Annotated in this window: 26 protein-coding genes; 11 read left to right on the top strand and 15 right to left on the bottom strand. The window is 52.5% G+C overall.

The features are described from left to right. Nucleotides 1-11: 11 nt before the first annotated feature. Complete coding sequence (locus WCT94_RS04810) at nucleotides 12-1301, bottom strand: nitrate- and nitrite sensing domain-containing protein (protein WP_336868250.1); 1290 nt, start codon at nucleotides 1299-1301, stop codon at nucleotides 12-14. Nucleotides 1302-1604: 303 nt separating this feature from the next. Here WCT94_RS04810 and WCT94_RS04805 point away from each other — a divergent pair, with 303 nt between their 5' ends. From WCT94_RS04805 to WCT94_RS04775, 7 genes are all read left to right on the top strand, one after another. After that, on the top strand, nucleotides 1605-3710 hold the full coding sequence (locus tag WCT94_RS04805) for a tail fiber protein (RefSeq protein WP_336868249.1): 2106 nt from the start codon (nucleotides 1605-1607) through the stop codon (nucleotides 3708-3710). After that, nucleotides 3710-4327, top strand: a complete 618-nt coding sequence (locus tag WCT94_RS04800) for a tail fiber assembly protein (protein WP_336868248.1) — start codon at nucleotides 3710-3712, stop codon at nucleotides 4325-4327. The genes WCT94_RS04805 and WCT94_RS04800 overlap by 1 nt, the downstream gene beginning before the upstream one ends. Before the next feature lie 540 nt (nucleotides 4328-4867). After that, entirely contained in the window at nucleotides 4868-6445 is a 1578-nt protein-coding gene (gene cydA, locus WCT94_RS04795) for a cytochrome ubiquinol oxidase subunit I (protein ID WP_181847782.1), read from the top strand. Nucleotides 6446-6459: 14 nt separating this feature from the next. Next, nucleotides 6460-7599 (top strand): cytochrome d ubiquinol oxidase subunit II, encoded by a 1140-nt coding sequence (cydB, locus tag WCT94_RS04790; RefSeq protein ID WP_336868247.1) that lies wholly within the window; start codon nucleotides 6460-6462, stop codon nucleotides 7597-7599. A 19-nt stretch (nucleotides 7600-7618) separates the two neighbouring features. Next, nucleotides 7619-7723 (top strand): cytochrome bd-I oxidase subunit CydX, encoded by a 105-nt coding sequence (gene cydX, locus WCT94_RS04785; protein ID WP_010278781.1) that lies wholly within the window; start codon nucleotides 7619-7621, stop codon nucleotides 7721-7723. A gap of 139 nt (nucleotides 7724-7862) precedes the next feature. Beyond that, nucleotides 7863-8228 carry a YidH family protein gene (locus tag WCT94_RS04780; RefSeq protein WP_336868246.1) on the top strand — a complete coding sequence of 122 codons (366 nt, stop codon included), beginning with the start codon at nucleotides 7863-7865 and terminating at the stop codon, nucleotides 8226-8228. 3 nt (nucleotides 8229-8231) lie between these two features. After that, on the top strand, nucleotides 8232-8552 hold the full coding sequence (locus WCT94_RS04775) for a DUF202 domain-containing protein (RefSeq protein ID WP_180741968.1): 321 nt from the start codon (nucleotides 8232-8234) through the stop codon (nucleotides 8550-8552). A 93-nt stretch (nucleotides 8553-8645) separates the two neighbouring features. Here the strand turns inward: WCT94_RS04775 and fdhE are convergent, their stop codons facing one another. The 12 genes from fdhE to WCT94_RS04715 all read right to left on the bottom strand — a co-directional run bounded on the left by fdhE (nucleotide 8646) and on the right by WCT94_RS04715 (nucleotide 18799). Next, complete coding sequence (fdhE, locus tag WCT94_RS04770; protein WP_336868245.1) at nucleotides 8646-9575, bottom strand: formate dehydrogenase accessory protein FdhE; 930 nt, start codon at nucleotides 9573-9575, stop codon at nucleotides 8646-8648. A gap of 100 nt (nucleotides 9576-9675) precedes the next feature. After that, nucleotides 9676-9801, bottom strand: a complete 126-nt coding sequence (locus WCT94_RS04765; protein ID WP_336868244.1) for a hypothetical protein — start codon at nucleotides 9799-9801, stop codon at nucleotides 9676-9678. Between the two features lie 10 nt (nucleotides 9802-9811). Then, nucleotides 9812-11263 carry an aminotransferase-like domain-containing protein gene (locus WCT94_RS04760; RefSeq protein WP_336868242.1) on the bottom strand — a complete coding sequence of 484 codons (1452 nt, stop codon included), beginning with the start codon at nucleotides 11261-11263 and terminating at the stop codon, nucleotides 9812-9814. A gap of 108 nt (nucleotides 11264-11371) precedes the next feature. After that, complete coding sequence (locus tag WCT94_RS04755; protein ID WP_336868241.1) at nucleotides 11372-12094, bottom strand: glutamine amidotransferase; 723 nt, start codon at nucleotides 12092-12094, stop codon at nucleotides 11372-11374. A gap of 115 nt (nucleotides 12095-12209) precedes the next feature. Beyond that, nucleotides 12210-12656, bottom strand: coding sequence for a hypothetical protein (locus WCT94_RS04750; protein ID WP_336868239.1), 447 nt, complete (start codon nucleotides 12654-12656; stop codon nucleotides 12210-12212). Further along, the gene (locus WCT94_RS04745) at nucleotides 12643-13044 is read right to left on the bottom strand and encodes a hypothetical protein (protein ID WP_336868238.1); all 402 of its coding nucleotides are present in this window, start codon (nucleotides 13042-13044) and stop codon (nucleotides 12643-12645) included. The genes WCT94_RS04750 and WCT94_RS04745 overlap by 14 nt, the downstream gene beginning before the upstream one ends. Nucleotides 13045-13140: 96 nt before the next feature. Continuing rightward, on the bottom strand, nucleotides 13141-13554 hold the full coding sequence (locus WCT94_RS04740; RefSeq protein ID WP_336868237.1) for a hypothetical protein: 414 nt from the start codon (nucleotides 13552-13554) through the stop codon (nucleotides 13141-13143). A gap of 155 nt (nucleotides 13555-13709) precedes the next feature. Continuing rightward, the gene (locus tag WCT94_RS04735) at nucleotides 13710-14186 is read right to left on the bottom strand and encodes a YlaC family protein (protein ID WP_336868235.1); all 477 of its coding nucleotides are present in this window, start codon (nucleotides 14184-14186) and stop codon (nucleotides 13710-13712) included. A 161-nt stretch (nucleotides 14187-14347) separates the two neighbouring features. After that, entirely contained in the window at nucleotides 14348-14977 is a 630-nt protein-coding gene (locus WCT94_RS04730) for an NAD(P)H-binding protein (protein WP_336868234.1), read from the bottom strand. Further along, nucleotides 14974-15474 carry a heme utilization cystosolic carrier protein HutX gene (gene hutX, locus WCT94_RS04725; RefSeq protein WP_336842335.1) on the bottom strand — a complete coding sequence of 167 codons (501 nt, stop codon included), beginning with the start codon at nucleotides 15472-15474 and terminating at the stop codon, nucleotides 14974-14976. Before hutX ends, WCT94_RS04730 begins: the two co-directional genes overlap by 4 nt. Before the next feature lie 14 nt (nucleotides 15475-15488). Continuing rightward, nucleotides 15489-16802: a heme anaerobic degradation radical SAM methyltransferase ChuW/HutW gene (hutW, locus tag WCT94_RS04720; RefSeq protein WP_336868233.1), complete on the bottom strand. Its 1314-nt coding sequence runs from the start codon at nucleotides 16800-16802 to the stop codon at nucleotides 15489-15491. Between the two features lie 404 nt (nucleotides 16803-17206). Next, the gene (locus tag WCT94_RS04715) at nucleotides 17207-18799 is read right to left on the bottom strand and encodes an ABC-F family ATPase (RefSeq protein WP_319848292.1); all 1593 of its coding nucleotides are present in this window, start codon (nucleotides 18797-18799) and stop codon (nucleotides 17207-17209) included. Between the two features lie 117 nt (nucleotides 18800-18916). Here WCT94_RS04715 and WCT94_RS04710 point away from each other — a divergent pair, with 117 nt between their 5' ends. From WCT94_RS04710 to treC, 4 genes are all read left to right on the top strand, one after another. Next, complete coding sequence (locus tag WCT94_RS04710) at nucleotides 18917-19813, top strand: PhzF family phenazine biosynthesis protein (protein ID WP_336868231.1); 897 nt, start codon at nucleotides 18917-18919, stop codon at nucleotides 19811-19813. 12 nt (nucleotides 19814-19825) lie between these two features. Then, nucleotides 19826-20386: a GNAT family N-acetyltransferase gene (locus WCT94_RS04705; protein ID WP_336868230.1), complete on the top strand. Its 561-nt coding sequence runs from the start codon at nucleotides 19826-19828 to the stop codon at nucleotides 20384-20386. Nucleotides 20387-21083: 697 nt separating this feature from the next. Beyond that, nucleotides 21084-22502, top strand: coding sequence for a PTS trehalose transporter subunit IIBC (treB, locus tag WCT94_RS04700; RefSeq protein WP_336868229.1), 1419 nt, complete (start codon nucleotides 21084-21086; stop codon nucleotides 22500-22502). Between the two features lie 29 nt (nucleotides 22503-22531). Continuing rightward, a complete protein-coding gene (gene treC / locus WCT94_RS04695) occupies nucleotides 22532-24223 on the top strand; it encodes an alpha,alpha-phosphotrehalase (RefSeq protein WP_336868227.1) in 1692 nt (563 codons plus the stop codon). A gap of 48 nt (nucleotides 24224-24271) precedes the next feature. On the opposite strand, the gene elaB is transcribed toward treC, so the two are convergent. Together elaB and nuoN are read right to left on the bottom strand one after the other, a co-directional pair. Next, entirely contained in the window at nucleotides 24272-24583 is a 312-nt protein-coding gene (gene elaB, locus WCT94_RS04690) for a stress response protein ElaB (protein WP_010295366.1), read from the bottom strand. A gap of 241 nt (nucleotides 24584-24824) precedes the next feature. After that, nucleotides 24825-26282 (bottom strand): NADH-quinone oxidoreductase subunit NuoN, encoded by a 1458-nt coding sequence (gene nuoN / locus WCT94_RS04685; RefSeq protein WP_336868226.1) that lies wholly within the window; start codon nucleotides 26280-26282, stop codon nucleotides 24825-24827. Nucleotides 26283-26284 lie beyond the last annotated feature (2 nt).

Genomic DNA, 26284 nt, shown 5'->3' with positions numbered 1-26284 from the left:
GCATATACCTCTTAAGGGGTATCTCCGAAGACATCTGCTACCGCGAGCATCGCCGTTGCGATGTCAATCAGCTTTTTATTCTGGCTCATCGCCATGCGGCGCAGGGTTTTGTAGGCCTCTTCTTCGCTTAATCCACGGTGTTGCATCAGTAAGCCCTTCGCGCGATCGATCTGTTTTCTTTCATTTAACGTCGCTCGTAGCGCAGCCAGTTCATGATCCTGCGCCTGTAAGCGCCGCGACTGTTGCTGTACCAGCGACAGCAGCGATCGCCCCAGCTGTGGGCTGACGCCATCACTATGTAGCCAACCGGGAGAGGCACTCTGCCCTTCCACATCGTGACCAGCGATAAATATCGAATAACCGGGTTCGTCCTTCTCCTGCTTCGCCATCAGCTCTTCGAGGTCCGCCCGTTGATCGCTGCACGCTTTCTCCGCTGCCGCAATACGGGTACGACAGCGCTGCATCAGCGTCTGCTCCAGTTCATCTTCCATCTGTTTCATTTCATCGATGCGCCGCGTGGCAATCGAAAACCAGTGCAGGCTGTCGGCTTCCGACAGCTTTTCTATCGGGCTGCGGGTGCACACAATCCGGCGCAGACGCTCAAACTCGCTGTCTACCGCGATAGCATGCCAGCGCTGCTGGTTTTCTTCATCGCTAAAACTGAGAAAGGTATCGAAGCAGCGTTCCTGCCGCTCAATCAAATCCAGCAGCTTTTGCCGGGTTTCCTCATCAACACTGCCCGCCGCATAGGCCGCCGCACCCATAGCCCGCTCCTGCCCCGCCAGTTCTTTCCCCTGCATAAAGCTGAACATGGCAATCAGCGCGCGGGAAATCCCCGGATCGGCCGCCGTGTCCGAGACTTCAAAAACCAACGCCAGCAGGTTACGGACAATATCGTTGAAAAATGTCATCGCCTGCGGCTGAGGTAACAAGCGCTGGCGAATCTGCTGGCGCAGCGCGGGCAGCAGGCTCAACGCATAGACCACGCTGGCGACACGGCTGAATAGGCGGCTCGCCTGCGGCAGTTCTGCCGTCATTTTCTCCAATCCGGCCAGATGCGTCATCAAGTGCGTCTGTGCCGCCTGCACGTCTTTCTCACGTAGCGCCAGTTCGTCAGCGAAAAAGCGGCCGTCGGAGCAAAGAAACAGGTTGGCCGTTCCCCGTTCGCGCTGCAATAGATGCACAAGCTGGCTGATTTTCCCCACCAGCTCACCACTTTGCAGCAGGTAGCGCAGGCTGTTCAGCTCACACTGGCGCGAGGCAAGTAAAAATCGAATTGTCGTTGAAGGCTCCGCCACCATCGCTGTCTCTCCTGAAAAAACCACTGTCAGGAAGATGCAATTAGCGCGCCATTTGCATCAGCTCACGGTTATCAGGAAGTAAGAACATAGCATCCGCTCAGTGACTGCCGCTTCCGCACGCGTTTCACTTCCATTTTTAAACTCCGTTACTAAACCCGCCGCACCGCAAACGGTACTCTCTTCATCGTTACTAAAACTGTTTGATAGACATCGGCACGATACTGATATCGGCGTGGAAACAGACAGAAACTCACAGTAAAAGCCGCATCGTAGCGCTGTCATAATCCATAGGAAGGCATGAACATGGCGAATTTATCTGAACAAGAAAGCTGGATTGATGGGATTTATCAGCTTGAGACATCGGATCCCGTTGTCGCAGGTCCAGGAGGAATCTCCAACCGTCAGGCTGAGCAGTTAGCCAGCCGCACGGCTTACCTGAAAAAAATGCAGGAAACCACTGGCGAGAGTTTGCAGGTACATCTCGCGGCCAGCGATCCGCATTCCCAGTATGCCCCGAAAGCGAGCCCTGCTTTCACTGGAACGCCCACCGCGCCCACCACCGCGCAGACAGCAAACAACACGCAAATTGCCACCACAGCATTTGTGAAAACGGCCATTGCCGCACTGATCAACGGTTCTCCGGCAGCACTGGATACGCTGCAAGAGTTGGCAAATGCGCTAGGCAACGATCCGCACTTCAGCACAACCCTATTGAATGCGATTGCTGAGGTGAAAACTGACGCGGCCAGTAAGCTGAATGCTCATGCTTCCATACTCGATGCGCACCCTCAATATGCCCCAAAAGCGAGTCCGGTATTCACAGGAACCCCAACCGCGCCGACGGCTGCCTCCGGTTCTAATGACACGCAATTGGCGACAACGGCCTTTGTGAAAGCCGCCGTAGCCGCATTGGTTAATGGTTCTCCTGCGGCGCTCGATACGCTGCAAGAACTGGCTAATGCGTTGGGCAATGATCCAAATTTCAGTACAACCGTACTGAATGCACTGGCCGGGAAACTGGCAAAAGATCAGAACGGCGCGGATATCCCGAATAAAGCTGAGTTTCGTCAGAATGTGGGGTTGGGGAATGTGATGATGAAGGGAGAATTTGGCTGGGGCGATGACGCAGTCATGATTCCGGATGGAACAAACGTTCAGGATTATTTTGCTCAGTCGCCTGCTTCTGGAGTCTACCGCTGTTATCTGCCATTAGGTATTACGCAAGGATTAGCGGCGGTTTTTCTTTTCACCTTCACGAAATGGAATAAAAACCACGCAACATTAATTGCAACATCACTGGGTTCTGATACTCAGTGGATGCTACAAAATACGCTACAAGATGGCACATGGAAAGGATGGGGAATCTTTTGGAATAATCAAAACATACCCAATCCAATGTCAGTTGGTCAGTATGGTTTTGGTGGCTTTGGCGCAAAAATATCAATGCACGACGATGCATTTTTACCTTTTTTACGCAATATGTCCAATCCATCACAGATAATACGAAATGACGCAATTAACTCGATAGCAAAACAGTATTCACCAGCACTAATGATGCGTGCGGATGATTTGTGGACTGTTATATCCGCGGGAATATCGCCAGATTCGACTACAGCATATGGTGGAGTAGAAATTGCTACGGGAAATAACGATGGAACCGTTACAACAAAGTACAGCGTTTGGACTGATCAAAATTTACCCGCTCCGTTCGGCGCATCAATCAATAGCGGAATAATCCATGACTGCGATTTAATCACTCCCGGCACGACAGCGCTATGCTCTGGGACTGCAAAAAATGGCCCCGGCTTCTATGCGATAGTTTTTAGCGCATATGGACATTCCAATCAGTACATCATCCAAGTAGCCCGTGCATATGGCGGTGGACAATTTGCAACCCGTGCGAGAAACGGAGATGTAAATCAGTGGACGGAATGGTCGCACACATGGGATTCGTCTACTCTAAAAAACCCCATAACAGCCTCCGAACTAGCAGGTATGCCGCAGCTATTCCCCGGCGCTGTTGCGCCAGCAGGGTGGCTGAAATGCAATGGCCAGCAGTTCGATACTGCACAATTCCCTGTTTTAGCGTCCCGCTATCCGTCCGGTTTCCTACCCGATTTACGCGGCGAATTCGTACGCGGTTGGGATGACGGACGTGGAGTTGATGCAAGTCGGGCACTGATGTCAGCGCAGGGTGATGCTATCAGAAACATTACAGGAACATTTAACCCTGGCGGGTGGGGCATTAGTGCCGATGGTGTATTTTCTCGCGGTGACACGCGGGGATCGAACAGTGGCCAATTTCATGATTCTGCGTTAATCACATTTGACGCATCAACAGTCGTACCCACAGCTAACGAAAACCGTCCCCGCAATATCGCCTTTAACTACATCGTGAGAGCAGCATAATGAGCAACTATTCAACCCAAATTAAAAACGCAGAACTGAACGAACGTGGATTAGCCATCAACACCGGGTGGATTACGGTTTATCACGTGAACCCGGCTACGCGGGAATATCAGAGCGCCAGCTATGAATATGTGATGCAAGGTGTTGGCCTGCCCGCCGACAGCTATGCCGACGAACCGCAATTGCCGCCTGTCGGCCAAGCCTTGCGCCGTAGCGCAGATGGTAAGGCCTGGGAACAGGTGCCAGACTATCGCGGCCAGACGGTTTACAACACAGAAACCCGTCAGGCGCAGACGGTAATGCAATTCGGCGATCTGCCTGAAAATATGACCTTTCTGGCTCCAGCAACCGAGTTTGATCAATGGGATGGTGCGGCCTGGGTGACAAATCGGGAGGCGCAACAGCTTGCCGCAGCCCAAAACGTGCAGCAAGAACTGGCGGCACGGCGCGCGGCGGCAAACACCCGCATTACCGAGCTGAGTTACGCCGTTGACTTAGCCATTGCCACAGATGAGGAGCAAGAACGGCTAACCCAATGGAAAATTTATCTGGTCGCGTTGAGCCGCCTTGATCTCACTGCTGCATCCGTCGTGTGGCCAGTAGCGCCCTCCGTGTAATCGGTGTAACCCGCATCCATTACATCAATAATGGTGTGCCGTATTTAGCATACGGCACACACGCCTTATCGCCCTCTCTTTGAGCAGAACATTCTGATAATTTCTAATTATTTTTATCGCCAAATGTAAAATAAAATAAAAAATGAAACTGTTATATTTATATATTTCAAATCTGTACTATTTAAATTAAAATAAGTCACTAACACATGAAAAAACCAAGCATAAAATGATAATAAGTTTAATTTAAATAAAATTAAAAACCAAGAATAAGTTAAAATTAAACATATAAAACCAAAAAATCAACATTAACGATAAAGACGTCAAATCGAAAAACTGTACTATTTATCCTTCAGTTTTTGCACGGTATAATCTCAACACGTTTCACTCACTATTTATTCTTATCTCACACCGATCAGTGATCGTTAATTTCCGACGGATGCAAATTCCGTCGACGGTAATTTATTCGCATTTATTCATCACTATTTATTCCGGCAAGTATCGGAATAACTGCATTTTCCTGCCTGAAGTTAGGAGCGTAACATGTTTGATGTCGTTGAGCTGTCGCGGCTGCAATTTGCCCTGACCGCCATGTATCACTTTCTTTTTGTCCCGCTAACGCTGGGGTTGTCTTTCCTGCTGGCCATTATGAACACCACGTATGTGTTAACCGGCAAGCAAATCTACAAGGATATGACCAAATTCTGGGGCAAGCTGTTCGCCATCAACTTTGCGCTGGGCGTGGCAACCGGTCTGACGCTGGAATTTCAGTTCGGTACCAACTGGTCTTACTATTCTCACTACGTGGGCGATATTTTTGGCGCGCCGCTGGCGATGGAAGGGCTGATGGCGTTCTTCCTCGAATCCACGTTGATCGGCCTGTTCTTTTTCGGTTGGGATCGTCTGACTAAAGTCCAGCATATGCTGGTGACCTGGTTCGTTGCGCTGGGCTCCAACTTCTCCGCCCTGTGGATTCTGGTCGCCAACGGCTGGATGCAAAACCCGATTGCCGCTGAGTTCAATTATGAAACCATGCGCATGGAAATGCTGAGCTTCGCCGAACTGGTGCTGAACCCGGTTGCGCAGGTGAAGTTCGTCCACACCGTGGCAGCGGGCTATACCGCTGGTGCGATGTTCGTCCTCGGGATCAGCTCTTACTACCTGCTGAGAGGCCGCGATATTGCCTTTGCCAAGCGCTCGTTCGCCATTGCAGCGAGTTTCGGCCTGGCTTCGGTGCTGTCCGTCATCGTACTGGGTGATGAATCCGGCTATGTGATGGGCGACGTACAGAAAACCAAGCTGGCAGCGATCGAAGCCGAATGGGAAACACAGCCTGCACCGGCCTCTTTCACGCTGTTCGCCATTCCTAATCAGGAAACGATGCAGAATGAGTACGCCATCCACGTCCCCTATCTGTTAGGGCTCATCGCCACGCGTTCGCTCGACAAACCCGTCGTCGGCATTAAAGACCTGATGGCGCAACATGAGATTCGTATTCGTAACGGCATGACAGCCTATGGTCTGCTGGAGGAGCTGCGTTCAGGCAACACCGATCCCGCCGTTCGTGCCCAATTTGAGGCTGCCAAGCGAGATCTTGGCTACGGCCTTCTGCTTAAGCGCTATACCGATGACGTCGCCAACGCCAGCGAAAACCAGATTCAGCAGGCAACCAAAGACTCAATCCCGCGCGTCGCACCGCTGTATGTCGCGTTTCGCCTGATGGTGGGCTGCGGCGTGCTGATGCTTGGCATTTTTGCGCTGTCGTTCTGGAGCGTGATACGCGGCCGCATGGGACAGCGTAAATGGCTACACCGCGCCGCGCTGTACGGGATTCCCCTGCCCTGGATCGCGATTGAATCCGGCTGGTTCGTCGCCGAGTACGGCCGTCAGCCGTGGGCAGTCGGCGAGGTTCTGCCTACCGCCGTTGCCAATTCTTCACTGGAGGCACACGACATTCTGCTGTCGATGGGGCTGATTTGCGGACTGTATACGCTGTTTCTGATTGCGGAAATGTATCTGATGTTCAAATTCGCCCGACTGGGGCCAAGCAGCCTGAAAACCGGCCGCTACCACTTTGAACAACCGACCGCATCGTCCCTCGCAACACCTGCAAAACCGTAACGGGAGCCATAATAATGCTGGATTATGAAACATTACGCCTGATTTGGTGGGGATTGATTGGCCTGTTGTTCATCGGCTTCGCCATCACCGACGGCTTTGATATGGGCGTGGGCATTCTGCTGCGCCTACTGGGCAAAAACGATACCGAGCGGCGGGTGATGATCAACGTGATCGCTCCACACTGGGACGGCAATCAGGTCTGGCTGATCACCGGCGCGGGCGCGCTGTTCGCCGCCTGGCCGATGGTCTATGCCGCCGCCTTTTCCGGTTTCTATTTCGCCATGATCCTGGTACTCGCCGCCCTGTTCTTCCGCCCGGTTGGCTTTGATTATCGCTCCAAGCTGGAAAACCGCCGCTGGCGCAATATGTGGGACTGGGGCATTTTCATCGGCAGCTTCGTCCCCACGCTGGTGTTCGGCATCGCACTTGGGAACCTGTTGCAGGGTGTGCCGCTGAGCGTCGATATGTATTTGCGCCTTACCTATCACGGCGGATTCTTTGGCCTGTTGAACCCGTTTGGGCTGCTGGCGGGCGTGGTAAGCGTCGCCATGATCGTCGCACACGGCGCGATTTACCTGCAAATGCGCACCACCGATGCACTTCAGCGCCGCGCGCAAAAAACCGTACTGTTTTCCTGTGCACTGATGAGCCTCACCTTCTTACTGGCTGGCTTCTGGGTGCAAACCGGCATCGACGGCTACGTGATTACCTCAGCTATAGATAAAGCGGCCCCGTCGAATCCACTGCACAAAGAGGTGGCGCAGCAGGCCGGTGCCTGGTTAGCCAACTTTACGGCACATCCTGCGCTGTGGGCGATCCCCGCGCTGGGCGTGATTCTGCCGTGGCTAACAGTGCTCTTCTCACGCCTGAACCGCTGCGGTTGGGGTTTTCTGACCTCGTCATTGACGATTGTCTGCGTGATTCTGACGGCAGGGATTACGCTGTTCCCGTTCATTATGCCTTCCAGCTTTGCCCCTAACGTCAGCCTGACCATCTGGGATGCCACATCCAGCCAGCTTACGCTTCAGGTGATGACCATTCTGGCCTGTATTTTTGTCCCCACCATCCTGCTTTATACCAGCTGGTGTTATTACAAAATGTTTGGCCGGGTCGATGCCCGCTACATCGAAGAAAATAAGCATTCCGTTTACTAAGGATTTGAGGAGAAAGAAGATGTGGTATTTCGCCTGGATACTCGGCACGCTGCTGGCCTGCGCATTCGCGCTGGTCACCGCATTAGCGGTAGAGAACCATGAAGCGGGGAAAGACGCGTCATGAGAAAACGAAGCGCCCTATCGGCGCTTCATCATTCAGGGCAAATATCGTCACCAGGGCAGACGAAATCAGCCAGGGGCGTTAGAATGCAGAGGCTATGCCCACATCGGATACCCTCTTCAACCTGAAATCAGACGACGACATGACAACACCCAGACAGGACAAAACGCCGTGGTGGAGCCAGGGGAAAACCCCGGACTACCGTTTCTCATTAGCGAATGAACGCACCTTTCTGGCGTGGATTCGCACCGCGCTGGCGTTTCTCGCGGGAGCGGTGGGTATCGACCAATTTACCGTGCACATCGATCCGCTGGTGCGTCAGGGGCTGTCGCTGTTGCTGGTGGTCAGCGCGGCACTGCTCGGTGGTCTGGCCTATCGTCGCTGGGTCAACAATGAAAAAGCCATGCGGCAGGAAAGCGATATGCCGTATACGCCAATGCTGCTGATCGTGACGCTGTTTATCACTCTCATCGCCATCGCACTCGCCGCCATGATTCTATTCGGGTAATACATGGAAACGACACGCGATCCGGGATTACAGCCGCAGCGAACTGGCATGGCCTGGTCACGGACGCTGTTCGTCATGTTAATCAATAGCCTGCTGTGTTTTCGTCTGAGCATGGTGGACGACAGCCGAGCGGTGTTTGCCTGCGCCATTCTGCTCTTGTGCGTTGCCGCGCTGATGTCGGTGCTGGCGATTTTGCGCTACCGTTTTAATGCCTGTTGCCAATCGGTGCTATCGCGCGCCAGTCAGGGATTGATCGTGCTCACATCGTCGTCAATAGTGCTCACCGCACTGGTCTTGCTGCTGCATTTCAGCGGCGTGTGGTAGGCCCCGATTTTCTGTCATTTTTTGTTTTCTGAAAAGAAAGGTTTTCTGAAAGAAAGGCGGTGAAGCCCAAACGCGCTTCACCGCTGAGATGGGCTATTCGATCGAACTTTCCGGGAACAGGAAGGGGTTGATGCTACTGCGAGAAAAGCCTTCTTCCTCCATTTTCACATCCAGCACCAGCGAAGCCAGATCGTCGGCGACGGCTTCCACACGGTGATCTTTTTCCTGATATAGCAGCTTCAGATATGTGCCACAGTGACCGCAGCTTTCTGCCTTAATTGCAGAATTTTCGCTATCCAGCGACCAGTAATTGAGATCGCTCGACTCTTCACAGTTGCTGCATTTCACCCGCACCATGTGCCATTCACTCTCGCACAGATTGCAGTGCAGATAGCGCAAGCCGCTGGACGTGCCTAACTGCACCACGCCCGATACCGGAATACTGCCACACACCGGGCAGAACTGACGATGTTCGCCGGGTACTGCGCGCGCTTTACCGGGCAGCAGGCTTGCCATCTGTGCCCAGAACAGCGACAGCGCCGCCCAGATGAACGGGGCTTTATCATTATTTTCAGCACGAAACTCATGTTGCAGCAGCGCCGTTGCCTGTTCTTCCAGCTCCTGATCCGAGGCTTTTTCCAGATTCTCCAGCGTGGATAATACCTGCCCGCTGGCATCCGGCTTCAATTCTTCAATCAGCGCACGCAGCAGCGTGTGCCAGTGCGCATCACGCGGGAATACTGCGATATCAAGCGGCGGGCGTTCGCCAGACTGGGTCAACACGTCACTCAGGTCAAGCTGCAACGGATGATCGTGCAACACCTTCTGCTGGGCTTCCACTACGCCAGCGGCGAAGGTGAGGTAATCCCCCAGAGGGTGATCTTCAGCTAGCTGGCGCAGACGCTCCGCGCGGCTGCTGTACAGGCTTTTTAGATTGGCAAACAGCAACGGAGGAATATGCCCGTCCACTGTCGATTTTTCATTCTGTTCTAACTGTTCCTGAGGAACAATGCGAATACTCATCAGGGGGATTTTTCCTGTTGTTTACGTTGTCTATCCGATAGATTTCGGGGTGCAGGAAGGCCGCCAGCGCGGTCCGAAAGATAGCGGGTATAGCTCACCTTTAGTCGGGATTATACGCACCGTGCCTGATGGCTTCCTGATTTCCGGCAAGGTTATGGCTGTTTTTCGCCATCGATGCTGCCACCTTCCGCCATGGCGCAAACAGTAACAGAAAAGCGGCAAACATCTCCACACCTCTAAAGGGGTGATCGCGCCAAACACTCACCTATCTGTGCTCGAATCAGCGAAGCCAATACGATCACGCTTTGCTCGCAGCGCTCGTCCCATGCGTAAGAGGCGTTGAAGCGGAAGTAGCGATCGTATTTGTCGCCGGTCGTGAACATTTTCCCCGGCGCAATGCTGACGCCCCGCGCCAGCGCACGGCGGTATAGCTCCGTGCTGCTGACGCCTTCAGGTAATTCCAGCCAGAGAAAATAACCGCCTTGGGAATGATTAATGAGGACGTCGCCCGGAAAGTGCCGACGCAGCGACTGTAATGCCGCGTGTTTACGCTGCTCCAGCGCCCGCCGCAGGCGGCGCAAATGGCTGTCATAGCTGCTGGTCGCCAGATAATCCGCAATCGCCAGTTGCATGGGTGCGCTGGTTGATAAGGTACTCATGAGTTGTAAACGCTGAATGCTGCCCGCATAGCTCCCTGCGGCCACCCAGCCAATGCGGAACCCTGCCACCAGATTTTTAGAAAACGAGGAGCAGTGCAGGACCGCGCCTTTTTTATCCAACGCTTTCGCGGGCAGCGGGCGTTGCAGTCCCGTGTATAGCTCGCTGTAGACATCATCTTCTACCAGCCCGACGCCGTGTTTTTCCAGCATCGCCACCAGCCGCTGCTTCTTCTCCCAGGACAGCGTGCAGCCGAGCGGGTTATGAAAATTGGTCATCAGCCAGCAGGCTTTGATCGGATAGTCGTTCAGCGCCTGCTGCAACGCATCAAGATCGATGCCCTGCTGCGGATCGGTTGCAATCGCAATCGCCTTGAGTCTAAGGCGTTCAATCGCCTGTAGCGCGCCGTAAAACGCCGGAGATTCGATCACCACGTAATCGCCCGGCTCCGTCAGCACCTGAAGGCTGAGATTAAGGGACTCCATTGCCCCCGCCGTAATCACAATCTCATCGGGCGAGACGGCAATCCCCTGCAACGCATAGCGCTGAGCGATATTCTTCCTTAAGCTCTCATTGCCCGGCGGTAAATTATCCAGTGCGCTGTGCGGCTGCATATGGCGCGCCACCGAGGCCAGCGAGCGCGTCAACTGACGCTGTGGAAAAAGCTGCGGGTCGGGAAACGCCGATCCGAACGGCATCACTGCCGGATCTTTGCTGGCCTGAAGCACATCAAAAATGAACGCGTTGACGTCCACGTCTTCGGTAAGCTGTACACGCTCCTGCCCCACGGGCGAGTGCAGGCTGTCCGCAGGTAGTGCGGACAGCTGTGGCGCCGCGTAATAACCCGACTGTGGACGCGACACAATCAGCCCCTGACTTTCCAGCAGTTGATAGGTGTGCAGCACGGTCATCAGGCTCATACCCGAATGCAGTGATTTCTCCCTCAGCGAGGGCAGTTTGTCGCCCGGCTGCCAAATCCCTTCCTGAAGTTGCTCACGGATCTGGTGAGCGAGCTGTTCAAACTTTGCCATAGCGCTACGGTTTCGGTGGGTGAAGCTGTCATGATTATTGGCTCGATCATCACCAATGAGTGACGATCGAGAAGGACGTTTTATCGCGCATAACGCGTTGCTCGAGGGCTATTTCGCCGCGTAGCGTTGTACAAAATCCAGCAGGATCTTGCGCGCCCAGACCGGTTCTTGTGGGATATCCATCATCCGATCGACATCCCAGCCGCCCTGTCGCAGCGCCGTTTCATTATGGCGCAGACACGTCAGCATAATGTCCGTGCTGAATTCAGGGTGGAACTGCACGGTCAACACTTTCTCGCTGTAGCGGATAATCTGGCAGCCGTCCATCTCTGAGCTCGCCAGCACCTGTGCCCCTTCAGGCGCTTCCAGCACGGATTGCTGGTGGGTCAGATAAGCGCCGAACTGCTGCGGATAATCACGCAGTAATGGGTCTTGTGCAGCGGCTTCATTCGTTGTCACAACCTGAACACCGACTTCCTTGCCGTTCGGGTTATCCCCTACTTTGCCGCCCAGCGCATCGGCCAACAATTGATGCCCATAGCACACGCCCAGCAGCGGAATCTCCGCGTAATAGGCTTCACGCAGCCAGCCAGCGGTATATTCACTCCAGTCCAGCCGATCCGTGACCATCGACCACGAGCCGGAAATAATCACCGCCGCCAGCGTATCAAACGGTGGCAGCGACTCGCCACGATCGGGACGCACCACCTGTATCAGCTGTGAATTCCCCTGTACTGCATCGCTAAACCATTTCCCCTGTTGCCCAACCTGAGAGGCAATGCCTTCCGGCGGTTGGCCCAACTGAATCACCAGCAATACCTTTTCGCTCATCGTCCTGTTCTGCCCGTACTTGAAAATACTATCAGCCTGAAAACCTACGTCTGAAAAATCATAAGAATATGGCACGCACGGCTTCTTATGAACGCACTTGAGTAGCTACAATTTGTCAAAAAGGTGGATCTGTCTGAACGCGAGAGGATAACTCTTTGACCTTCAGCCAGAACTGCGCAGAAGAGACGATCTTCCCCAACGCATTAGCTAATGACTCCTGATCCCAACAATCGACTCTTTCACCTTGATACTCAATCGTAAAAGGGTAACCATCGGCATGTTGTTCCCATATGGCAATATTTGAAATAACACCATCATATATAATGCCCAAGCCCCCTTTTGGTCGGATGCTAAGTTCACGGTCATTGTCATATTCTTCTATTTTTTCCCATTCAGAAAACGGGTTGGCTTTACGAACTCGATTTATTGTTAAATGCCCATTCAGCTCGCTTTCTAACTCTTTATTTAATAAGCGAAAGACATCCCCAATATCTTTGTGATTTTTTTCAACATGGGAGGCAGATTCCTGTCCTGCCTTAATAAATTCTTTAAATTGAAACATTCGCTGCCCCTTTTTTTCTGACACAACCAATGACAGGCATGTGGTCAAAATAATGCTGACTATCCAGAATAGCAGCACGCAATACATCCGTTAGTACGACACCTGTCGCCGCCTCATCCAGATACCACGGTCCCGAACTAAGGAAATTACCCGAAAAAATGATCTGATCGAAAGCCGACCAGACATTACGACTCCCCGATTTACTATAACAGGTTCCAAAATCATGTTGCCGTTCTTCAATTGAGAATGGCACTCGGGCCGAGAGCGTTTTCCAGTAGGGGTTATAGAGCCAATAATCAGGCTGAGAGAGTACCAATGCACGATCGTTGGTTGCCGAAAGGTTTTTAAACAGGCTGTGGGCATAGGGTTCATCGTTATAATCGCCCATTAGAATCACCTGCTGCTTATCAGCAAGAAGAGAATCAACAAAGCCCCTTAGCCCGATAGAGCATTTATTTCTAAAATCCTCAGCAATGGTTCGTAACTAACTCGGCCAGTGTGAAACCAACATGTTTATTTCGTAAGCCGCTTCCGCTTTAAACGCTATTTTTAATTGCTGTGCAATTTTGAGCGATGAGCTGCCAATTCGGCCAGTATGCGTCTTCCCTTGGGTGACCGCGATGCGAGTTGAACGATAAAAATAGCCGATATCAAATTGGCCTCCAGTTGGCGTAGTGTCATCCATAAATTCGGATGCAATATCGATGTCCAGAAGTCCTTCAACCAGTAATTGGAAAGAGGTTTGATTCACTTCACAAACTGCTAATAGATCAATGTGTTCATGAATAAAAAGATGTCTGATGATCCCAACAGCATCGGCGACATTACCCCGACTTTGCCAATCTTTTATACCAGGAGGCGATATCGCACAGTTCCAAAAAGCAAAACGAAAACTCAATGTAATCAGCCTTGAGAGAGGTAATCCTATGCATTGAATTTAATCACAAATCGCTCTTCCAAGGTAATACACTGGGTGAAATTTCGCACTGCTTCGCAGATTCAAAACATCACCCAACCAAAAAACGCAGAGAGCGCAATCAAAAACAGAAAAGATTAGATGGAAGGCTGTTGACGATAGGCCAGAGAGAAAACGTCATAAAAATCTACGTCGCCTTTCGTCCTCTGAATTTTCTCTATCCCCGCCTTCACCGCAGACGGTACCTGCTCATTGCGTAGCAGTTTATCCAGCGTGTCCTGCGACACGTGGCGGATTGTAAACCACTCGCCGTTATAGCACACACGTAAATCCAGAGTGTCGATGTCTTCAAAGCGATAGGTTGGATTAATATCCATCGAAAGTGCCAGCGTCATCACCAGCAGGAAAACGGTAAAACCGATCAGATACGGTAAACCAAAATAAGAGGCATAAAAGAGGATGAGCGCGACCGGCACGTAGCTCACCAGCATCGCGGTAAACAAATAAGGGTGAGACTGCATGAATTTACGGCTGAAACGTATTTTATTGTCGCGTTTTTCTTCCCGGTTAATGCGTTCGATCTCTTCGGTAAGAAGGCGTTTTACTTCGTCCATCGTCGTCACCATCATGCTTAAGGAATACAACACTGCTGGCGTCGATTAGAACATAGCCATATAAGAGATAACAGATACAGTTTTCGACAGATTGACTATAACAGTTTGTCTGCTGCCGGGAGAGAGTATCCCGACAGCATTAGATGACGGCGTCGTAGGGATTACGGAATGGCAGGCATGGTGAGATCGGGATCGATCAGATTATAGATCTGATTGCCAAACACAGGCTGTTGCAGCAGTTGATCAACCGCCAGCGCCACATCCCAACGTGACACCAACCCCAACGTCGCCGCGCCTTGCATCAGTTGCGCATTGTGTGTCGCCACCACATCCAGCAGGCCACCGGGACGCACAATACAGTGATCCAACGAACTGCTTTGCAACCAGCTTTCTGCCAGCGACTTCTCACGTACCGCGAAGCCAAACGCGGCTCTGGCGCGTGGCGACAGCAGCGGCCAGCTATCACCACAGCCCAGCGACGTCACCAGCAGCATACGTTTGATGCCCGCCTGTTCTGCGCCATCGATCACCGTCCGGTGCCCCTGATAATTTACCGTACCGCCGCCCATTGTCGATACCACAATGGCCGAGGGGCCGGCCACACGGCAGGCTTCTGCGACCGTTTCCGGGTCGCAGGCATCGCCTTCCACTACCGTCATCCCCTGCTCACGCCAGTGTTTGGCCTGTTCAGGATTACGCAAGACAAGTACGACCGCCTGCTCGCACTCAATCGCGCGCTGTAATAAACAGGCGCCAACCCCATTGCCCGCGCCGAAAAGTAACCACGTCATACCTGCTCCGGTTGTAATTCACTCGCCAGCGCGCGGAACGCCTCAACCTGAGCGCTCAGCAGTTGGCGGTGGCTGTCTCGTCCAAGGAAGATTTTAAACATCGCCGCACCGTTGGCATTAAAGAACACCACGGACGCCGTGTCCATCCCCATAAACTTACGCTCAATAAACGCAATGTGCTGACAGCTCGTCGCCCGGATGTGTCCACTCAGGCCATTTTTGCCACGTAGGTTAAAGTAACCGTGGCGATGTGTACCGGTTGGCAGCTCACTCTTGAATTCCAGAATTGCGTCCGCCGTATGGCTAATCAACGTCACTTCACCCCAGGTCGCTATTGTGTCCCACACCTGATCGAAACGATCGCCCGTCGCCAGCGTACGCTGCGCCGCAGGCAAAGCCTCAACGACGGCAAACAGCGAGGTATTGTACTTTCCGGCAATCTCTTCCAATGTGCCATCAGGGTTGGTTGCCAGTAATTCATTCAGTGTCATGGTCATGGTTGCGTCTCCGGTTAGTGCGCATGCGCTTCGGCATTCAGCTGAGGGATAATTTGTTGTAATGCCTGCATCAGGTTGTTTGCCCAGAAGCGACCATCGTTGGTCAGGCGCAGACAGGTGGAATCGTCACAGGTCAGCCCGGCCTGATGCCACTGGCTAAGTAACGGCTGAAGTTCACGGGCATGTGGAGTCAACTGAGGCAGCGTGATGCGGCCCACTTCAATCCCCGCCTGAAGCTGATGCTGCCATGGCCCAGTCGGACTGGCGGGCGTCATCATCATGATCGGTTTTTGCCCCTGATCGATCTGCTGATAATAGCGCTCCAGACTGCGTTCCATCATGTAGGCTTGCCCGTTTATATTGCCACCCGCGCCGCTTCCCATTGCCAGACAGTCCGCACCTTGTTTAATCAACAGGTTGTACAGATTGCGTTCACGCGTGGTGCGCGCCCAGTGGCTATTGCTGAGCTGGTGCCACCCAGCGTCAGCCAGAAACGCTGCGCCAGTCCGATAGAAATCACGTCGCGCAACCACATCAGGCAATGCGACACGCTGGTTTTCGGCGGCTTTCGCCAGCGGCGTTGTCGGTAACAGATTGAGCGCATACAGATCGACGCCGTCTAATGGTAAATCGCTGACGATGGCCAGATCTTCGCGCCAGATTTCCGGCGTTTGTTCCGGCAGGCCAAACATCAGATCGCACACCACTGCGGCCCTGTCTCGCTCGCACAGGCGTTCAAGGAAACGGATTGACTGCTGTTTATCCGACGTACGCGCCATACGCTGACGAATGCGGGTATCAAATGTCTGAATCCCGATGGAGAAGCGGTTCGCTCCCGCATCCAGACAGGCATCGATCCGTTCATCATCAAAATCCATCGCCCGCCCTTCTACCGTGATTTCACAGTCTGGCGCCAGCGGCAGTGAGGTGCGGATCGCACGAATAATTTGCGACAATTCATCGGCTGCCAGCGCCGTTGGCGTGCCACCGCCAAAGTACACCGCATGAATGGGCGCAGACTGGTGCAGCGGGCTGTCCGCCTCCATCGCCAGTTCCTGCAACAGGTAGCGGGTATAGGTCGCCGTGCTGTCATCACGCAGTTTGTTCTGGTAAAAACCACAGAACGTGCAATGCGTCGCGCAGAAAGGAATATGCAGATAGAGCAGACGTTTACGCGCAGGCACAGTTTGCTGTTTCAGCGCCTGCCAACCGGGCGGAATCTGTTCTGGTGAAAGTGGCACATGGTTGCGCCAAGGCATGGCCATACGTCGGGCGCTAAAAGGCTGCTCACCGGGCTCGGCATAATACGGCGTCAAATCGATGTTCATTAACGGCCCCCAAATAATCAATAAAATAAATTAAATGATAATTATTTTTATTTGGCAACGAGGAGAAAACGTAAATGGATGAGCTGAATTTGAATACAGCAAAATAATAACAGGGGTTAACAAACTGTTTTCTTTTGTGCAAACTGAAAATCATGCATAAAAAACGTATTGCTATTTTATTTCAAAGGGTTACGGTATATCCCTCTTTGTTTTTTTAACAAGTACGAAAAAAAAACAGCGTTTATTAAAGTTCGTTAATTTGAGTAATAAATACAGGCAGGATCGGAGAATGTTTCCGTCCGATGGCATCGGCGAAAAGAAATAAACAGCGCACAGAGAGAACGAAAGAAAGGAAGATAGCCGACCTTCAGGCCATGATTTAGGCCTGAAAGTCGGCATAGGGCTTACTGAATACCCTGACTACGCAGGTAATCTTCATAGTTACCGGTGAAATCAATCACTTTATTTGGCGTAATTTCCAGAATACGGGTCGCCAACGAGCTGACAAATTCACGGTCATGAGAGACGAACAGCAGCGTCCCTTCATACATTTCCAGCGCCATATTCAGCGATTCAATGGATTCCATATCCAGGTGGTTGGTCGGTTCATCCATCACCAGAATATTCGGACGCTGCATCATCAGCTTACCGAACAGCATGCGACCTTTTTCACCACCGGATAACACCTTCACTTTCTTCTTGATGTCATCCTGGCTGAACAGCAAACGACCGAGTATGCTGCGCACGGCCTGCTCGTCGTCTTTTTCCTGTTTCCACTGGCTCATCCAGTCAAAAACGGTCAGCGTCTCATCGAATTCGTATTCGTGATCCTGTGCGTAGTAGCCAATTTTTGAGTTTTCAGACCATTTCACCGTACCGCTATCCGGCTCGAAATCACCGACCAACGTTTTCAGCAATGTCGATTTACCGATACCGTTGGCACCCAGAATAGCGACTTTCTCACCCACCTCGACCATCAAACCCAGCTTGCTAAACAGCGGGCCATTATCAAAACCTTTGCTCAACGCTTCAACTTCCAGCGCATTACGGAACAGTTTCTTATCCTGATCGAAACGGATAAACGGGTTTTGACGGCTGGACGCTTTCACTTCATCCAGCTGGATTTTATCGATCTGGCGCGCACGCGATGTCGCCTGTTTGGATTTAGAGGCGTTGGCGCTAAAGCGGCTAACGAACGATTGCAGTTCGGAGATTTGCGCTTTTTTCTTGGCGTTATCGGCCAGTAGACGCTCACGAGCCTGCGTCGCGGCCGTCATGTATTCATCGTAGTTACCGGGGTAAATACGCAGTTCGCCGTAGTCCAGATCCGCCATGTGCGTACAGACCATATTCAGGAAGTGACGGTCATGCGAAATGATGATCATGGTGCTGTTACGCTCGTTCAGCACCTGCTCCAGCCAGCGGATAGTATCGATATCCAGGTTGTTGGTAGGTTCGTCGAGCAGCAGAATATCGGGATCGGCAAACAGCGCCTGCGCCAACAGGACACGCAATTTCCAGCCGGGAGCAATCTCACTCATCAAACCATAGTGCTGCTCAACCGGAATCCCTACGCCCAGTAACAGTTCGCCGGCACGAGATTCTGCGCTGTAACCATCCATCTCACCGTATTGTACTTCCAGATCGGCAACTTTATAGCCGTCCTCTTCGCTCATTTCAGCCAATGAGTAGATACGATCGCGCTCTTCTTTTACCGCCCACAGCTCCCCGTGGCCCATGATGACGGTATCCAGTACGCTGTATTTTTCAAAAGCGAACTGATCCTGACGCAGTTTACCCAGGCGCTCATTAGGATCGAGGAAGACATTACCGGCGCTCGGCACCAGATCGCCACCGAGAATCTTCATGAATGTAGATTTACCGCAGCCATTTGCGCCAATCAAACCGTAACGATTGCCACCGCCAAATTTAACGGAAATGTTTTCAAACAACGGCTTGCTGCCGAACTGCATGGTGATATTGTTGGTACTTAACACAGCACTTATACTCGAGTCGGAATGTGATTTGGCGCGCATTATGCCACAAGCGCGCGACAGGATCGCGGTTAGTTTTGAGTAATATTTAAGCGATAGCGCATACAGGAGAGAAATGCGATGCCGATAGTACGTCGTTTCAAACAGGTCGACGTTTTTACCCAACAGCCTTTCAAGGGCAATCCGCTTGCCGTCATTCTGGAAGCAAATGGATTAACCGATGCGCAAATGCAGAATATCGCGCGTTGGACAAACCTGTCAGAAACCACGTTTGTCCTGCCAGCCACCGATCCTCTGGCGGATTACCACGTACGCATTTTTACGCCAGAATCGGAAATGCCCTTTGCCGGACACCCGACGCTAGGCACCGCGCATGCTCTGCTGGAAGAAGGATTGCGCCCTAAATCCCCAGGTCAGTTAGTGCAACAGTGCGGTGTTGGCTTAGTGCCGATCAATATTCATGACGATGGCAGTCTGGCTTTTCACGCACCGCAGGCCACCCTGGTTCCGTTCGGTGACGAGCATATGCCACTGCTGGAAAAAACGCTTGGCATTACTGGTTCTGATAATGCTGCTATCGATAAACGCTACCCGCCCACCGCAGTACACATGGGTATTCGCTGGCTGGTGATTCGTGTAGACAGCGCCGACACCTGTCTGAACATCACACCCGATGCAGACGTGCTCTCAGCCGTGCAAAACCTCAGCCAGACTAATGGCATCGCTATCTACGGCCCGCACGATAACGCGACGCCAGCCGATTATGAAGTTCGCGCGCTCTATATTGAACGTAGCCATCTCAAAGAAGATCCGGTTACCGGCAGTGCCAACGCTTGTCTGGCAGCGCTGCTTCGCCAGCAGCACTCGACCAATAACGTCACCGCGCCACTCAGTTACCTGGCACGACAGGGTACAATGCTGCACTGCGATGGCCGGATTACCGTCACTTACCTGAACGATGAACCTTGGATCGGCGGGCACAGCGTCACGATCGTTGACGGTACCTTGCAGGGATAAGGGAGGGATTTTATGGAAACGCCGGTTGTAGATCCGTTATTTGCAGACAAACTGTATGAGCTACGTCATCAGCCCCATCTGCGCCTAACGATACAGGAAGAATGCGATGCCGATGCGCTCTTCACCCTGATTCAGCAGGAAAAAGCGCGTCTGCGGCGGACGTTACCCTGGCCGGACTCCGTCAAGAACGTCGATGACACCCGTGAAACGATTCGTGGCAACCGGAAGGCATTCTTCGACAAAACGTCCGCCGTATATGTTATCCGCTGGGACGATGCGCTGGCTGGCATCGTCTCCTTCAACACGATTCAGGATAAAGAAGGCGTCATCGGCTACTGGATCGCCGAAGCCTTTGAAGGTAAAGGCATCGTTTCTCAGGCTGTCAGTACACTAATAGCCGCCTATACCGATGCGAATCTCGTTGGGCGCTGCGTCATCAGAGCTTCAACCGCCAACACGCGTAGCAACGCTGTCGCCCAACGGCTTGGCTTCCGCTTTCACCACACGGAGAAAGACGCCGAGCAGATTGGCGAGCAGTGGTTCGATCACAATATTTATCACTATCCCACCTGATATTACCTCGCATACTTTCCATCACCTGATGCGCTGACCTTCCAACTGCGTATCAGGTTCTTTCGTTCCGCGACGTGTTTCGCTTATCGTGTCGTTATATTTTTGTGACTAACATCACAAAAATGTTGAAATCCGATCTCATCTTCGCTACCATTAAAAACGTGATGAACATCACAATTAACTAACCCGTTAGAGGAGTCTGATAATGAAAACTTTTCGCAAAATCAGCAAATTCTTTAAAAGAATGGGAGATGTTTATGTCAGTTACTGTGAACGTATTGGGTCAATCATCAGCCCGTTCTGATTGTGATATAAACAATCTCTAAAGCCGCCTCTTACAGGCGGCTTTTGTTTTTTCAGTCTCCCTTTCACCCTGTTCATCCCCCTTTCCTTTTTGTCTACCCACACGTCGCAGATTTGTGCAGCACACCGCATGCCTGAACATTCTCTTTTAAAAACAGCTCAATGCGTTTTCCTCTCACGGCAAAACCACCGTTAACAGGCTATGCTTTTCTCTAGCTGTACTTGCTTCGCGTCCCTGACGTCTGCGCTAAAAGATATACCCTAAATAATTCGAGTTGCATGAAGGCGGCAACCGAGCGAATCCCCAGGAGCTTACACAGGTAAGTGACTGGGGTGAGTAAGGGCAGCCAACGCACAAGCAGCTTGAAGTATGACGGGTAAAAAGGACATGACTATGAGTAAAGTGAAACAACAGGATATTGACCGTCTGATCGAACTGGTTGGCGGACGCGAGAATATCGCGGCTGTCACGCACTGCATCACTCGTCTCCGCTTCGTCTTGCACGACTCGTCCAAAGCCCATCCCAAAAACATCGAAGAGCTGCGTATTGTTAAAGGGTGTTTTACCAACGCCGGACAATTTCAGGTCGTGATCGGCACCAACGTGGATGAGTATTACAAGGCACTGCTCGCCACGACGGGAAAAGGCGAAATCAATAAGGAAGAGGCCAAAGTCGCCGCCCGGCAAAATATGAGCTGGTTTGAGCGCAGCATTTCGCACTTTGCCGAGATCTTTTTTCCGCTGCTACCTGCGCTTATCAGCGGAGGCTTGATCCTCGGCGCACGTAACGTTATCGGCGATATCCCGATGCGCGACGGGCAAACGCTGGTACAACTCTACCCCACCTGGCAAACCATTTACGATTTCCTCTGGCTGCTGGGCGAAGCCATCTTCTTCTATCTCCCCGTTGCGGTCTGCTGGTCAACCGTACGCAAAATGGGCGGCACGCCGATCCTCGGCATCGTACTCGGCATCACGCTGGTATCGCCGCAGCTCATGAACGCCTACCTTATCGGCCAACAAACGCCTGAAGTATGGAATTTCGGCTGGTTCACGATTGAGAAAATCGGCTATCAGGCACAGGTCATTCCGTCCGTCTTAGCCGGGATGGCGCTGGCAATAATCGAGACACGGCTGAAGAAAATCGTGCCGGATTACCTCTATCTGGTGGTCGTACCCGTAACCTCACTTATTCTGGCCGTGTTCCTGGCACATACCTTAATTGGTCCGTTTGGCCGTATGATTGGTGATGGCGTCGCCTGGGCGGTTAAAGCCGTCATGACGGGTAGCTTTGCCCCCATTGGCGCCGCGCTGTTTGGGTTCCTGTATGCGCCGCTGGTCATCACGGGCGTGCACCAAACAACGTTAGCGATTGATATGCAAATGATTCAAAGTATGGGCGGCACACCGGTTTGGCCGCTTATCGCGCTGTCCAATATTGCGCAGGCGGCGGCGGTCGTCGGGGTGATTCTCGTCAGCCGGAAAGCCAACGAGCGTGAAATTTCTGTTCCCGCCGCGATTTCCGCTTTTCTTGGCGTGACCGAGCCAGCGATGTACGGTATCAACCTGAAATACCGCTTTCCGATGTTGTGCGCCATGATCGGTTCCGCCGCCGCTGCGCTCATTTGTGGCCTGTACGGCGTAACAGCAAATGGCATCGGTGTCGGTGGATTGCCGGGCATTCTCTCCATCAAGCCACAATTTTGGGGCGTTTTCGCTCTCGCCATGCTGGTTGCCGCCGTCATCCCGATTGTATTGACGTCGCTGGTCTATAAACGCAAGAGCCGCAATGGCACGCTGGATCCTGCATAGAGGCCATACATAGATTAGGAGGATTGTTCATGACTACCTCGCTTCCCTGGTGGCAAAACGGCGTGATTTATCAAATCTACCCGAAGAGCTTTCAGGACAGTACCGGAAATGGCATTGGCGATATCGCTGGCGTCACCGCCCGACTCGATTACCTGCAACAGCTGGGTGTCGATGCGATCTGGCTGACGCCGGTTTACCTTTCCCCTCAGGTTGATAACGGCTATGACGTCGCCGATTACTGCACCATCGACCCAACCTACGGCACGATGGCCGATATGGAAACGTTGATCGTAGAAGCGCACCGCCGCCGTATTCGTGTCGTCATGGATATGGTGTTCAACCACACCTCGACGCAGCACCACTGGTTCCTGAACGCGCAGGATCGCCGCAGCCCCTATCGCCATTTTTACATCTGGCGTGATGACAATGGCGGTGCGCTACCCAATAACTGGCGGTCAAAATTTGGCGGCCCGGCCTGGCAGTGGCACGCGGAGAGCAAACAGTATTACCTGCACCTTTTCGCCACTGAACAGGCCGACCTGAATTGGGAACACCCACGCGTGCGGGATGAATTAAAACAGGTCTGTGAATTTTGGGCGGATAAAGGCGTGGACGGGCTGCGACTAGACGTCATCAATCTGGTCTCCAAGCAGCAGGATTTTCCGTCCGATATTCAGGGTGATGGACGCCGTTTCTACACCGATGGGCCATTGATTCATGATTACTTGCAGGAATTCAGCCGGGATATTTTTCAGCCCCGCGGTTTAATGACCGTCGGCGAGATGTCATCGACCTCGCTGGAGCACTGCCGCCGCTACGCTGCGTTGGATGGTAGTGAACTCTCCATGACGTTCAATTTTCACCATCTGAAAGTCGATTATCCCAATGGGGAAAAATGGACGCTGGCGGAGCCTGACTTCATCCAGCTCAAGCAGATTTTCACTCATTGGCAGCAGGGTATGCACAACCATGCCTGGAATGCGCTGTTCTGGTGTAATCACGATCAGCCACGCATCGTGTCGCGTTTTGGCAATGAAGGTGAATTCCGCGTGCAATCCGCCAAGATGCTGGCAATGGTGCTTCACGGTATGCAGGGCACGCCTTATATCTATCAGGGCGAAGAGCTGGGTATGACCAATCCCTGCTATACGCAGATTGAACAATACCGGGATATTGAAAGCCTGAATCAATTTGCTGTACAGCGCTATCGGGGTCAGCCAGAGTCACAAACCTTAGCAATCCTCGCCAGTAAGTCGCGCGATAACGGCCGTACGCCGATGCAATGGGATGCCAGTAACCATGCCGGATTTACGACCGGCACGCCGTGGATAGCACCGTGTAAAAACTTTACCCAGGTCAACGCACAGCAAGCATTGGCAGATAAAACGTCCGTTTTCTACACCTACCAGCAGCTCATCGCGATGCGTAAAGCGCTGCCGCTGCTGACCTACGGAGACTATCAGGATTTGCTGCCGAACCATCCCTGTATCTGGTGCTATCAGCGTAGCTGGGAAGGCCAACGGCTTCTGGTTCTGGCAAACCTCAGCAAACAGACTCTGCGCTGGCAGCCTCCCCTTGATCTCCACGATCGCCGCTGGCGACTGCTATTCAGCAATTACTCTGATGCTCAACCTCAACCCGCAATACTGGAGCTACGTCCGTTTGAAGCCATATATTGGGTACAAGGCATGCCGGAGAAAGAGGATAAGATCCAGGAATAGAGGATATCGGAGGATGTAGCGGGGAATCCCGCTACATGATGGCAGAGGCTAGCGCTTAGCCAGCAGCAATCCCAACACCAGACCGACGGTGGCACCGATACCGATACCGTGCCAGGGTTTGTCATGCACATACACATCGGCTTTGTCGGCTACCTGCTTGGCGCGTGCATAATAGCTGTCCGTTACGCCAATGCGGGCTTTGACTTCCAGCAGCGCTTTTTCTGCCCCCTTCTTCAAATCAAGGTAGGCCTGATCTGCCTGATCGCCCGTATAGCGCAGTACCTCATCCAGCGTTTCAGACAGAAGTTTTAAATCATCATCGACACGAATTTCTTCAGGCTGTTTTTTGGTTGCCGCCATAGAGTGCTTCCTTCTGTTATGAGAAATCATTGGTTATGAAAAACCATGAGTTATAAATCGTTGTCTTCTTAACTATAGACAATTTTTCCTGACCTCTACGGCTTCAGCAGACCAGATCATTCCTAAAACGCACCTTGCCTGCTATCACCGCCGCCCGAGAAAGTAGTGATTTTGCTGACAAAAAAACGCCGTTGATTCTCATCAACGGCGTTTCGTGACTCAACCCGACTCTCGGCAGCGGTTACAGCATCGGCTGCGCCAATTGCACCAGAGAGATAAGCGGCTGTGGATACAAACCGAAGAACAATACTGCGATGGAAGAGATCAGTACGACCACACCACCCGCCGTTAAGGCCCAGTTGTTTGGCGTATCACGCTGTAGCTGTTGAGGAGCAGTCAGATACAGGCTCACCATTACGCGCAGGTAATAGTACAAACCGATGGCGCTACCCAGCACGACCGCACCCGTCAGCCACCACAGCTCCGCATTAACACCGACAGCCAGCACGTAGAATTTACCGAAGAAGCCCAGCGTCATCGGGATCCCCGCCAGCGACAGCATCATCACCGTCATCACCGCAGACAGAATCGGTTTATGCCAGAACAAACCACGGTAAGAGAACAGCGAATCGGCATCCGGGCCACGGTACGGGCTGGACATCAGGCTAACCACACCAAACGCGCCCAGGCTGCTGAACAGGTAACCCACCAGATAAACGCCGACAGTTTCCAGCGCCAGTTGATGGCTCTGAACCGCGATCAGAGCAACCAGCAAATAACCCAGATGCGCGATGGAGGAGTAACCGAGCAGACGTTTGATGTTGGTTTGCGATACCGCCATCACATTACCGAACAGGATCGATGCAAACGCGATGATGCCCAGCACGATTCTGACAGACTCGCTATCGGCCATCGGCGCGTACAGGAACAAACGCATTACCGCGCCAAAAACGGCAATTTTACCGGCCGTGGCCAGAAACGTAGACACGGGAGCAGGTGCCCCCTGATACACATCAGGTGTCCACAGCTGGAACGGAACCAGAGACAGCTTGAAGCCCAGACCGACAATCATCATCCCCAGACCAGCCAGCAGCAGCGGCGCATGGATTTGGTGATCGCTCAGGCTCTTACCGAGGCTGGAAAAGCTCATATCGCCCGATTCAGCATAAATCAGCGCCATGCCAAACAGCAGGAAGGAAGACGCCGCCGCCGACAGCAGCATGTATTTAATACTGGCTTCCAGCGAACGTTTCTGACGGAAGGCATAGCCAACCAGACCAAACAGCGGAAGGGAGAGCAGTTCAATCCCGATGAACAGCGACGCCAGATGGTTGGCGCTCGACAGCAGGATTCCACCCAACGCAGCAATCAGCACCAGCAGGTAGAACTCATCGCGGTTGTCCGGGTAGCCTTGCAGCCACGGATAGGCAAACGTACTGGTAGCCAGACTGGCAAGCAGAACCAGCCCGGTATAGAACATTGAGAAGCCATCAACACGCAGTAGCGGCGTCACGTCCGTTGGGCCAACCTGACCGACAAAGTACAGTGACAGCAACGCAATATTCAGGCCGATAACCGTCATGGTTGCGTTGACAAAATGGTTGCGTCGCCACGCAATGCACAGCATCACAACCACTACCGTCAATCCGACGATCAACAGCGGCGATAGCGCAATTAGTTGTTGAAGAGTTATTGTCATGG

This window comes from Pectobacterium sp. 1950-15 (genome assembly GCF_037136835.1).
In the GTDB taxonomy this organism is placed as follows: Bacteria; Pseudomonadota; Gammaproteobacteria; order Enterobacterales; family Enterobacteriaceae; genus Pectobacterium.
This window is presented reverse-complemented; position numbering and strand designations above follow the sequence as displayed.

What these genes read in the sequence shown, in the direction of transcription:
- WCT94_RS04710 (WP_336868231.1), top strand. Translation starts at nt 18,917, where the DNA reads ATGCCGATAGTACGTCGTTTCAAACAGGTCGACGTTTTTACCCAACAG.
- WCT94_RS04800 (WP_336868248.1), top strand. Translation starts at nt 3,710, where the DNA reads ATGAGCAACTATTCAACCCAAATTAAAAACGCAGAACTGAACGAACGT.
- fdhE (WP_336868245.1), bottom strand. Translation starts at nt 9,575, where the DNA reads ATGAGTATTCGCATTGTTCCTCAGGAACAGTTAGAACAGAATGAAAAA.
- treB (WP_336868229.1), top strand. Translation starts at nt 21,084, where the DNA reads ATGAGTAAAGTGAAACAACAGGATATTGACCGTCTGATCGAACTGGTT.
- WCT94_RS04760 (WP_336868242.1), bottom strand. Translation starts at nt 11,263, where the DNA reads ATGGCAAAGTTTGAACAGCTCGCTCACCAGATCCGTGAGCAACTTCAG.
- nuoN (WP_336868226.1), bottom strand. Translation starts at nt 26,282, where the DNA reads ATGACAATAACTCTTCAACAACTAATTGCGCTATCGCCGCTGTTGATC.
- WCT94_RS04730 (WP_336868234.1), bottom strand. Translation starts at nt 14,977, where the DNA reads ATGACGTGGTTACTTTTCGGCGCGGGCAATGGGGTTGGCGCCTGTTTA.
- cydX (WP_010278781.1), top strand. Translation starts at nt 7,619, where the DNA reads ATGTGGTATTTCGCCTGGATACTCGGCACGCTGCTGGCCTGCGCATTC.
- hutX (WP_336842335.1), bottom strand. Translation starts at nt 15,474, where the DNA reads ATGACCATGACACTGAATGAATTACTGGCAACCAACCCTGATGGCACA.
- treC (WP_336868227.1), top strand. Translation starts at nt 22,532, where the DNA reads ATGACTACCTCGCTTCCCTGGTGGCAAAACGGCGTGATTTATCAAATC.
- cydA (WP_181847782.1), top strand. Translation starts at nt 4,868, where the DNA reads ATGTTTGATGTCGTTGAGCTGTCGCGGCTGCAATTTGCCCTGACCGCC.
- WCT94_RS04810 (WP_336868250.1), bottom strand. Translation starts at nt 1,301, where the DNA reads ATGGTGGCGGAGCCTTCAACGACAATTCGATTTTTACTTGCCTCGCGC.
- WCT94_RS04765 (WP_336868244.1), bottom strand. Translation starts at nt 9,801, where the DNA reads ATGTTTGCCGCTTTTCTGTTACTGTTTGCGCCATGGCGGAAGGTGGCA.
- hutW (WP_336868233.1), bottom strand. Translation starts at nt 16,802, where the DNA reads ATGAACATCGATTTGACGCCGTATTATGCCGAGCCCGGTGAGCAGCCT.
- WCT94_RS04745 (WP_336868238.1), bottom strand. Translation starts at nt 13,044, where the DNA reads ATGGGCGATTATAACGATGAACCCTATGCCCACAGCCTGTTTAAAAAC.
- WCT94_RS04755 (WP_336868241.1), bottom strand. Translation starts at nt 12,094, where the DNA reads ATGAGCGAAAAGGTATTGCTGGTGATTCAGTTGGGCCAACCGCCGGAA.
- WCT94_RS04780 (WP_336868246.1), top strand. Translation starts at nt 7,863, where the DNA reads ATGACAACACCCAGACAGGACAAAACGCCGTGGTGGAGCCAGGGGAAA.
- WCT94_RS04775 (WP_180741968.1), top strand. Translation starts at nt 8,232, where the DNA reads ATGGAAACGACACGCGATCCGGGATTACAGCCGCAGCGAACTGGCATG.
- WCT94_RS04750 (WP_336868239.1), bottom strand. Translation starts at nt 12,656, where the DNA reads ATGTTTCAATTTAAAGAATTTATTAAGGCAGGACAGGAATCTGCCTCC.
- WCT94_RS04705 (WP_336868230.1), top strand. Translation starts at nt 19,826, where the DNA reads ATGGAAACGCCGGTTGTAGATCCGTTATTTGCAGACAAACTGTATGAG.
- WCT94_RS04735 (WP_336868235.1), bottom strand. Translation starts at nt 14,186, where the DNA reads ATGGACGAAGTAAAACGCCTTCTTACCGAAGAGATCGAACGCATTAAC.
- cydB (WP_336868247.1), top strand. Translation starts at nt 6,460, where the DNA reads ATGCTGGATTATGAAACATTACGCCTGATTTGGTGGGGATTGATTGGC.
- WCT94_RS04805 (WP_336868249.1), top strand. Translation starts at nt 1,605, where the DNA reads ATGGCGAATTTATCTGAACAAGAAAGCTGGATTGATGGGATTTATCAG.
- elaB (WP_010295366.1), bottom strand. Translation starts at nt 24,583, where the DNA reads ATGGCGGCAACCAAAAAACAGCCTGAAGAAATTCGTGTCGATGATGAT.